The 8,949-nt window shown below is 60.0% G+C and carries 11 protein-coding genes and 1 pseudogene; 7 read left to right on the top strand and 5 right to left on the bottom strand.

The genetic code is table 11. The features are described from left to right. Positions 1 to 19 precede the first annotated feature (19 nt). Complete coding sequence (locus GIV26_RS18325) at positions 20 to 802, bottom strand: aldolase (protein ID WP_034126544.1); 783 nt, start codon at positions 800 to 802, stop codon at positions 20 to 22. Between the two features lie 160 nt (positions 803 to 962). On the opposite strand from GIV26_RS18325, the gene GIV26_RS18320 reads away from it, so the two are divergent. Further along, complete coding sequence (locus GIV26_RS18320) at positions 963 to 1,490, top strand: helix-turn-helix domain-containing protein (RefSeq protein ID WP_054898731.1); 528 nt, start codon at positions 963 to 965, stop codon at positions 1,488 to 1,490. Between the two features lie 122 nt (positions 1,491 to 1,612). Here the strand turns inward: GIV26_RS18320 and GIV26_RS18315 are convergent, their stop codons facing one another. Further along, positions 1,613 to 2,629, bottom strand: a complete 1,017-nt coding sequence (locus GIV26_RS18315) for a DUF4917 family protein (RefSeq protein WP_236281757.1) — start codon at positions 2,627 to 2,629, stop codon at positions 1,613 to 1,615. A 123-nt stretch (positions 2,630 to 2,752) separates the two neighbouring features. Between GIV26_RS18315 and yiaY the strand changes: the two genes are divergently transcribed. Next, positions 2,753 to 3,901 (top strand): L-threonine dehydrogenase, encoded by a 1,149-nt coding sequence (gene yiaY / locus GIV26_RS18310; protein WP_236281756.1) that lies wholly within the window; start codon positions 2,753 to 2,755, stop codon positions 3,899 to 3,901. 86 nt (positions 3,902 to 3,987) lie between these two features. Continuing rightward, positions 3,988 to 4,662 carry an NAD(P)H-binding protein gene (locus GIV26_RS18305; protein ID WP_236281754.1) on the top strand — a complete coding sequence of 225 codons (675 nt, stop codon included), beginning with the start codon at positions 3,988 to 3,990 and terminating at the stop codon, positions 4,660 to 4,662. Here the strand turns inward: GIV26_RS18305 and GIV26_RS18300 are convergent. Then, positions 4,634 to 5,110: pseudogene (locus GIV26_RS18300) on the bottom strand (DMT family transporter). The gene GIV26_RS18305 and the pseudogene GIV26_RS18300 overlap by 29 nt on opposite strands. 77 nt (positions 5,111 to 5,187) lie before the next feature. Between GIV26_RS18300 and GIV26_RS18295 the strand changes: the two are divergent. From GIV26_RS18295 to GIV26_RS18280, 4 genes are all read left to right on the top strand, one after another. Beyond that, positions 5,188 to 6,105: a LysR family transcriptional regulator gene (locus GIV26_RS18295; RefSeq protein ID WP_390897744.1), complete on the top strand. Its 918-nt coding sequence runs from the start codon at positions 5,188 to 5,190 to the stop codon at positions 6,103 to 6,105. A 15-nt stretch (positions 6,106 to 6,120) separates the two neighbouring features. Further along, a complete protein-coding gene (gene fos / locus GIV26_RS18290) occupies positions 6,121 to 6,537 on the top strand; it encodes a fosfomycin resistance glutathione transferase (protein WP_054898736.1) in 417 nt (138 codons plus the stop codon). Between the two features lie 46 nt (positions 6,538 to 6,583). Then, on the top strand, positions 6,584 to 7,225 hold the full coding sequence (locus tag GIV26_RS18285) for a LysE family translocator (RefSeq protein ID WP_105226095.1): 642 nt from the start codon (positions 6,584 to 6,586) through the stop codon (positions 7,223 to 7,225). Positions 7,226 to 7,344: 119 nt separating this feature from the next. Continuing rightward, a complete protein-coding gene (locus GIV26_RS18280; protein ID WP_003189402.1) occupies positions 7,345 to 7,872 on the top strand; it encodes a DUF4142 domain-containing protein in 528 nt (175 codons plus the stop codon). 91 nt (positions 7,873 to 7,963) lie between these two features. Here the strand turns inward: GIV26_RS18280 and GIV26_RS18275 are convergent, their stop codons facing one another. Both GIV26_RS18275 and GIV26_RS18270 read right to left on the bottom strand, forming a co-directional pair. After that, on the bottom strand, positions 7,964 to 8,464 hold the full coding sequence (locus GIV26_RS18275; RefSeq protein WP_236281752.1) for a methylated-DNA--[protein]-cysteine S-methyltransferase: 501 nt from the start codon (positions 8,462 to 8,464) through the stop codon (positions 7,964 to 7,966). Between the two features lie 97 nt (positions 8,465 to 8,561). Continuing rightward, positions 8,562 to 8,894 carry a hypothetical protein gene (locus tag GIV26_RS18270; RefSeq protein WP_236281751.1) on the bottom strand — a complete coding sequence of 111 codons (333 nt, stop codon included), beginning with the start codon at positions 8,892 to 8,894 and terminating at the stop codon, positions 8,562 to 8,564. Positions 8,895 to 8,949 lie beyond the last annotated feature (55 nt).

Genomic DNA, 8,949 nt, shown 5'->3' with positions numbered 1-8,949 from the left:
CGGTCGAAAAGGGGGGCAATCAGTTCAAGCAATCGGCGTGCTTGCGCAGGTTTTGCCGGGCGTAATAGTTGAACGCGGCGCCGTGGCGTTTGGGCTTGGAGATCCAGTCGTGGGCCTCGCGCCCCAGCTCCGGCAGGATCGGTTTGACGGTACCAGCAGACATCGCCAGCAACTGCAACTTGGCAGCCCGTTCGATCAACTGCGCAATCACGCAGGCTTCTTCGATGCTGGCCCCGGTGGACAACTGGCCGTGGTGCGAGAGCAGAATGGCGCGCTTGTCGCCCAGGGCCGCGGTGATGATTTCCCCTTCTTCATTGCCCACCGGCACGCCGGGCCAGGCCTCCAGGAACGCGCAATCTTCGTACAGCGGGCAAAGGTCCATGTGCGACACCTGCAACGGCACTTCCAGCATCGACAGCGCGGCAATGTGCGTGGGGTGTGTGTGGATGATGCAGTTTACATCCGGGCGGCCGCGGTACACCCAGGTGTGAAAACGGTTGGCGGGGTTGGGAATGCCATGGCCTTCCAGTACTTCGAGGTCTTCGTTGACCAGCAACAGATTGCTGGCCGTGATTTCGTCAAAACCCAGGCCCAGTTGCTGGGTGTAGTAGGTGCCGGGCGTCGGCCCACGTGCGGTGATCTGCCCGGCCAGGCCGGAGTCGTGGCCGTACTCGAACAGGATTCGGCAGGTCAGCGCCAGCTTTTGCCGGTCGGTCCACGTATTATCTGCCAGGCTGTTTTGCATCTGGCTCAGTGCTTGCTTGACCAGTTGGTCTTTTGGGAGTGCTAATGTCTTGGCCATATCGGTGTCCTTTGGGTGGTTCAATGGACGTCGGATTTGCTGGTCGCCCGCTGCTCGCAAGGTCGTTGGGTGAATGCAAATGACACTAAAGATGCTATATGACACTTTGTGTCATTGGCAAGCCTGTCTCATCGCTTTCTGCAGGGATTAACCGCAGCACATGTCTATCCGCTTGAAAATATTAAGAAAAAAACTTGGCGTGACCCTGGAGGCCTTGGCCGAAAAATCCGGGATGACCAAGAGTTACCTGTCGAAAGTCGAACGCGGGCTTAATACGCCATCCATCGCTGCGGCGTTGAAACTTGCCAAAGCGTTGAACGTGAAGGTCGAAGAACTGTTCAGCGAAGACAACGTCAGCCTCGACAGCTACAGCCTGGTGCGTAGCCATGAGCGGCCCGACACATCGCCGGGTTATGCGGTGCTGGCCCACCAAGTCAGCGAGCGCAGCCTGCTGCCGTTCATCATTTATCCGCCGGCGGAGTTCACCGACAAGACCTTCAAGGAGCACCTGGGGGAGGAGTTTTTATTCGTGCATGAAGGCCAGGTTGAGGTGGATTTCATGAACGAGCGCGTGCTGTTGGCGCGCGGTGATGCGCTGCATTTCAACGCGCAGAAACCCCACCGGATTCGCTCGGTGGGAGAGGTGCAGGCGCAGTTGCTGGTGGTGGTGCACAGCGCTGAGGAGTGAGACTGAGCCCGACTTGAAATGCATTCAATGTGGGAGCTGGCTTGCCTGCGATAGCGGTTTATCGGTGCCCAATCTGTCGCTGACCCACCGCCATCGCAGGCAAGCCAGCTCCCACATTTTGCTCAGCGTTCTACAGGGACGGACAATGCCGGATTGCCCAGTGGGTGCGTACGCGCGGTAAAGAACCTCAGTTCCACATTAGAGCCCTCGAACAGCTCCATATACCGCCGCTTCTGCTGACGAACAAACCCATCACTGCGCCCCGACACCGAGATCGCCAGGGTGCTGATGCTGGCCTGGCCGATAGCATCCACCAGGTGTTTATCCTGCGGCCCCAAGTCATGGCCGAAGATGCACAGCGCGCCTTCATGGCTCAACAGCTGTTCATAACAGAACGACAGATAATCCGAACTGCGGATACTTTTGAGTTTCTCCTGCACCTTGCCTTCACTGACAAACAGCGGCACATCGTCGAGGGTCTTGATCGTGTTGTTGATGGCAAAACTGCTGAGCAGGGTGCTGTCGGTGGACGGCAATTTGCGCGCCGTGCCGTCGAGGTTGCGCACCAGGTGCAGGCCTCCGTGCAGGTACAGGATGCGGGTGATGTCGGTGCGCGTATTGCGCAGGTCGAAGCTTGAGTCGGCGCTGCGAAACAGGTCGTCGATACCCGGTGCGTGCAGGGTCGCCCAGTAGTTGAGCAAATCGTAGTTACTGGTGAAGACGGTGGCGTAGGTGGTCAGCTCCGCGTTGATCGTCGCCAGCGTCGACGGTTGCACCAGGCGCCAGGGAATGTGCACGGCATGGATGGTGTTGATCAGTGCTTCCTTGATCGCGTAGTAACGGTTACGCGGCGCCGCCGAGCTGACCGCCAGGGCCTTGTTGACCCGGCTGGTGGTTTTCAAGGCGCCCAGGGCTTGCTCGAAACTGCGGGTCTGCAAGGCATCGAACACGCTGAGTTCGGAGGGGCTCAGGGGTTTTTCTTCGACGGTACGGGCGTTTTCGAACAGCGAGTCGTAGGCAAAGTCTTCCCAAATCGTACGGCTGGCGCCGTTGCCGATCAGAATCCCGCTGAAGTCGACGGCAGCGCGCAGGGCGCTCCAGTCTTCAAGGTGGGCGTCAATATCCTGGAAATCCTTCATTGCGGCGGGTCTACTCGAAATCGGCTGGGGGGTGACTTTATCACGAGCCGGCATTGATCCTGATCAAGATGCGCCACGCGGTACAGGTTGATTCTGTCGGCATAAAGCCTTTGAGGATTGATCATGAGCAGCACGTTCTTCATCCCCGCCGTCAACATCATGGGCATCGATTGCCTCGACGAAGCGATGACCGCCATCCGCAACTACGGCTTTGGCAAGGCGTTGATCGTCACCGACGTCGGCCTGGCCAAAGCCGGTGTGGCCGGCATGATCGCCGAGAAGCTGGCGATGCAGGATATCGACTCGGTGATCTACGACGGCGCCAAGCCCAACCCCAGCGTGGAAAACGTCGAAAAAGGCCTGGCGTTACTGCAACAGAGTGCCTGCGATTTCGTCGTGTCCCTGGGCGGCGGGTCGCCCCATGACTGCGCCAAGGGCATTGCCCTGTGCGCCACCAACGGTGGGCGTATCGGCGACTATGAAGGCGTCGACCGATCGAGCAAGCCACAACTGCCGCTGGTTGCCATCAACACCACCGCTGGCACGGCCAGCGAGATGACGCGTTTTTGCATCATCACCGACGAAAGCCGCCACGTAAAAATGGCCATCGTTGATCGCAATGTCACGCCGTTGCTGTCGGTCAACGACCCGTCGCTGATGGTCGGCATGCCCAAGGGCCTCACCGCCGCCACGGGCATGGATGCGCTGACCCACGCCATCGAAGCCTACGTGTCCACCGCCGCGACACCGATCACCGACGCCTGCGCGATCAAGGCCATCGAGTTGATCAGCGCCAACCTGCGCCTGGCGGTCCGCGACGGCACTGACAAGGCCGCACGGGAAAACATGGCCTATGCGCAGTTCCTCGCCGGCATGGCCTTCAACAATGCGTCCCTGGGTTTCGTGCATGCCATGGCTCACCAATTGGGCGGCTTGTACGACCTGCCCCACGGCGTGTGCAACGCCGTGCTATTGCCCCATGTACAAAGCTTCAACGCCAGCGTCTGCGCCAAACGCCTGAGCGACGTGGGCCGCGCCCTTGGTGCGGATATCAAGGGCATCACCGCCGAGGAGGGCGCCCAGGCTGCCATCGCGGCGATTCGTCGGTTGTCACAGGACGTGGAAATCCCTGCGGGCTTGCGTGAGCTTGGCGCTAAGTTGCAGGACATTCCGTTGCTGGCCAGCAATGCGTTGAAAGATGCCTGCGGGCTGACCAACCCGCGGCGGGCGGACCAGCGTCAGATTGAGGAGATCTTTCGTAGCGCTTTTTGATAGGGGCAGCCTTTGGCAGCACGCGGTAAGCTACACGCTCAATGCATTCAAGCATCACGCGTGCGGCGTGCCGCTGAGGTCCCTTCATGAGAGTTCTGTTATTCGGCGCCACCGGCATGGTGGGCCAGGGTGTGCTGCGCGAGTGCCTGCTGGCGGCCGATGTGCAGGAAGTGGTAGCCGTCGGCCGCACGCCCCTGACTCAGGAGCACGGCAAGCTGCATCAGGTATTGCACAACGACATGCTGGATTTCCAACCCCTGGAAAACCTGCTGCAGGGTTTTGATGCCTGTTTCTTCTGCCTGGGTGTTTCGTCGGCGGGCATGAAGGAGGCGCGCTATACCCACCTCACCTATGACCTGACCCTCGTGGCGGCCAGCACCCTGGCGCGGCTCAATCCGCAGATGACCTTTATCTATGTGTCCGGCGCCGGCACGGACAGTTCCGAAGCCGGCCAGTCGATGTGGGCGCGGGTCAAGGGCAAGACCGAAAATGCCTTGCTGCGCTTGCCGTTCAAGGCGGTGTATCTGTTCCGCCCGGGGATCATCCAGCCGTTGCACGGTGTGCGTTCGAAGACGCCGTTGTACCAATCCTTCTATAGCGTGCTCGGGCCGGTGCTTTCGTTTGTGCGGCGACTGAAACCGGATTGGGTGGTGAGCACCGAGACCGTCGGCCGTGCGATGTTGCAGGCGGCCAGCCAAGGCGCGCCGCAGCCCGTGGTGGAGCAGGCCCAGATCAATCGCCTGGCGGCTGAGCGCCGCTGAACTGAATCAGCACAACGCCGCTGATCAGCAGTAACGCGCCTGACGCCCGGGAGGTTGTCAACTGACGTTCCACCAGGCCGAACAGGCCGAAATGGTCCAGCAGCAATGACGCGAGAACCTGCCCGGCCATGGCCAGCGCAATGAAGCCCGATGCGCCGAGCTTGGGCAGCAGCATCAGCGCCAATGAAATAAAACACACGCCAAAGGCACCGCCGGCCCACATCCACAACGGTGCCTTGCTGATAAAGGCCAGGCTCGGCAGGGGTAAACGCATCGCCACAATCACCGGCAGCAGCACGATGATGCTCACCAGTAACGACGCCAGGGTGGCCTACAACGGATGGCCGAGCCCGCGCCCGAGGTTGGCGTTGATCGCACTCTGAAACGGCACTACCGCGCCGGCTAACACCGCCAGCGCTAACAAACCTACCCAATGCAACACAGTCATCTCGACGCTCCCAAAGGTTTTGCTGGACTCTAGGGTATTCGTCGCGCAAATTTAAATTCCAAATTCTTATGCTGGACATGCAGTTGATGAATGATCTGCGCCGCGTCGACCTTAACCTACTGGTGATCCTCGACGCCTTGCTCAGCGAGCAACACGTCACCCGCGCCGCCGAGCGCCTGCACCTGAGCCAGCCGGCGGTCAGCCATGCGTTGGCACGGCTGCGCGATATGCTGGGCGACCCGCTGTTGATGCGTCAGGGCGGCACACTGGTGCCAACCGCCCGCGCCCTGGAATTGGCGGCGCCATTGACCGAAGCTCTGGCCCAGGTGCAGGCATTACTGGCGCCGAATCGTTTTGATCCCGCCTCGGCCAAGCGCCGCTTTCGCGTGGCGATGTCGGACTACAGCGCGGCGATATTCCTGCCCGGCCTGGTTCGTGTCCTACGCCATGAAGCGCCCGGTATCGACTTGCAGATCATCCAGGCCAGCCGCGAAGGCATGGTTGAGGGTGTGCTCAATGGCGATCTCGATCTGGCTGCGGGCGTATTCCCCGACATGCCCGCCGAACTGCGGACTACGCCGCTGTTCGAAGAGCATTACACCTGCCTGGTCGACCCCACCAGCCTTGCGCCCAACGGAGTGCTGGACCTGCCGACATATCTGTCACGCCCCCATGTGCTGCTGGAGATGCGCGGCAGCGGCACGCCAGAAATCGAACGGGCGCTGACGGCCATTCGTGAACGCCGCCATGTAGCTATAAGCCTACCGCACTGGGGTGTGGCGCCGCAGTTGATCCAGGGCACGGACCTGATTTTGACGGTGTCGTCCCGGGGTTTGATGAATATTGACGCTCGGCAATTGCTGGCCGTGCCACCGCCGTTTCATATTCCGTCGTTTGCCTTTGAGCTGGCCTGGCATACGCGGCGGGGTGGGGATGTGGGTTTGCAGTGGTTGATTGGCAGGGTGGTGGGTGTATTGTCCGCAGACCCACGATAACGCGAGAACACCTAGATGCTCAGCGGTTTCAACCACCTGACCCTGGCCGTCACCGATGTGCCGCGCAGCGTCAGTTTCTATCACGACCTGCTGCGCCTGCAGCTCGACGCAACCTGGGATAACGGTGCCTATCTCTCATTGCCTGGGCTTTGGCTGTGCCTGTCGCTGGACCCGTTGCGCTCGGCTGCTCCGGCGATGGATTACACCCACTATGCCTTCACTGTCGATGCTGCTGATTTCACTGCCTTGGTCGAACGCCTGCGCGCCGCCGGCGTACAGGAGTGGCGAGACAACCGCAGTGAAGGCGCATCGTTTTATTTTCTCGACCCTGACGGCCATAAGCTGGAGGCCCATGTCGGCGATCTGGCCTCGCGGCTGCAAGCCTGTCGTGCCAAGCCCTATGCTGGAATGAAGTTTTACCCACCGCGCTGAAACATGCAGAATCGTTCACCCTCAAGCGTCTGTCGGAGCGTCTACCATGACCCCATCCTTGCTGTTCGCCGTGCTGGCGTCGGGTTTTATCTACGGCATTACCCCAGGCCCCGGTGTCCTGGCCGTATTCGGCATCGGTGCGGCCCGTGGCCGGCGTGCCGGGGCAGGATTCTTGTGCGGTCATTTGCTCGGCGATGTGGTGTGGTGCAGCACGGCGCTGATTGCCATCGTTGGTGCGCGGGAAGTCGGCAGCAGTGCCTTTGACGTACTCGGTGTACTCAGTGGAATGTATTTGTTCTGGCTCGGCTGGCGTGCGATCCGTACCCAACGCCGCAACAGCGACGCTCCTCAGGGCGCGGCGCGCCATCCGTTCTGGCACGGTATTCTGTTTGGCTTGACCAACCCCAAGGCCTACCCGGTTGCCGTGGCGACGTTCACCGCGTTGCTGTCCAGCCGGGCCGAGTTGTTGACTTGGTCGATGCTGCCGACCTTGATCCTGCTGAGCTTTATCGGTGGTTTGCTGGCCTACGCGATCCTGATTGGCGTGGTGGGTGCCCAACGGGTGCGCACGCTGTATCAACGCCATGAAATCCTGATCACCAAGCTCTGCGGCGTGATGTTTATCGGCTTCGCCCTCAATGCCCTGGCGCACGCATTGCCGGGCCTGTTCGGCAGCAAAGCGGCCTGAGGCGACGACGACCGTTCGTCGCCCAGGTAAGTTTTTTCTAAACCTTTACCGTCCTGAAAATTCGAATTCAGGGCGGGTTGTATGCTCCCGCGCCTATTTTTGCCCTGGAGGAACCCATCATGAGCCGCATGGCTATCCGGTTACGCACCGCCAGTTTCGCGATGCTGCTGGGCCTCGGCGCCAGCAATGCTTTCGCCCAGTCGCCTGCAGAATTCATCGAGCAGGCTTCGGCCAAAGGCATGGCCGATATCGAAACCAGTCGCATGGCCCACGCCAAGACCTCGTCCCAGGAAATCAAGGACTACACCATTGAGGTCATCAACGAGCGCACGCTGGCCAACCAGCACTTGGCGGCGATCGCCAAGAAGCTTGATTTGCCAGTGGCCCCACGGGAGAAGATCGTTGATAAAGCCGAAACCCTGATGCCTGAACTCAAGGACGGCGATTCCTTTGACGCTGCCTATACCGCGCAGCAGGTCAAGGAAAACGAAGACGCCATCGCCCTGTTCCAGAAAGAAGGCGCGGCGTCGGATGTGCCAGAGATAAAGGCACTGGTGGATGAGACGCTACCCAAGCTTGAAGAGCGCTTGCAAAAAGCCCGGGCCCTGGCGTCGACCTACGGTAAGGGCCATCAAGGCGACGGTTGAGGCCGCTGCCCGATCTGAAAAACGGCGGTGGGAGGGGACTCCCACCGCCGTTTTCATGCCGGGTTTCAGACGGGGTATGGGTCAATGCCGCCTATAACGCCAGTTCCGTCTGGCCTGTGCCTTCAAGTGCGAGTAAATACCGCTTGGCTGCCAACCCGCCCGCGAACCCGGTCAGTCCGCCGGAGGCGCCGATCACCCGGTGACATGGCGCAATGATTGAAATGGGGTTGCGCCCATTCGCGGCGCCGACGGCGCGCACGGCTTTGGGGTTGCCGATCTGCTGTGCGATCTGGCTATAGCTGCGGGTTTCGCCGAAGGGAATGGTCAGCAGTGCTTGCCAGACTTGCTTCTGGAAGTCAGTGCCGGTGAAGTCCAGTTCCAGTTCGAAGTGGTTACGCTTTCCGGTGAAGTATTCCTGCAATTGGCGCTCGGTTTCCAAGAGCACTGGGCTGTCGTCGGCTTCGATCAATTCACCCAGGCGCACGCGATTGGCACGTTCTACTTCCCAGAGGATGGCGTTGAGTTTGCCATCCCGTGCCACCAGGGTGAGTTCACCGACAGGGGAAGGCATGAGCTTGTACTGGTAGTCCATGAGCAGTTTCCTTGAAGGGCGTTGATGGGGACCACGCCACTGTAGTTCCACCAAGGGGGTTGGGAACTACGTTTCTTGCGGTCAAATTCTTGTCCAACTAGACATTCCAGTAAACCCAGCTGGAATAATGGGGGGACCAGTAGAGCCAGGCGATAATGTAAAGGGCCTTGAGTACTGACGCTGTACCTAACATGACCATAGAAATGACGTTGAGCAGGGTGACAAACAAAGCGAACACAGCCACGCGTGGGGTTGCGTGACGCCAGGCAAACCTCACGCCATACGCTGAGGAGGCAATCACTCCTGACTCCAGCAATAATCCGAGGGGGAAGGGCAGCCGTACAAACGAGACCAGCAGCGGCAAAACCAACACCCAGCCGGCTACTTGGCACAGGATGATTTTGGGTGTGGCTTTTTTGGTGTCCAGCATTGCCATGTTTCCGAACTCTGGGCCGATGAGCCTACATTATCGTGAGGTGTTGCCG

It is taken from the genome of Pseudomonas sp. PA-1-3F (assembly GCF_021609665.1).
GTDB lineage: Bacteria > Pseudomonadota > Gammaproteobacteria > Pseudomonadales > Pseudomonadaceae > Aquipseudomonas > Aquipseudomonas paracarnis.
This window is presented reverse-complemented; position numbering and strand designations above follow the sequence as displayed.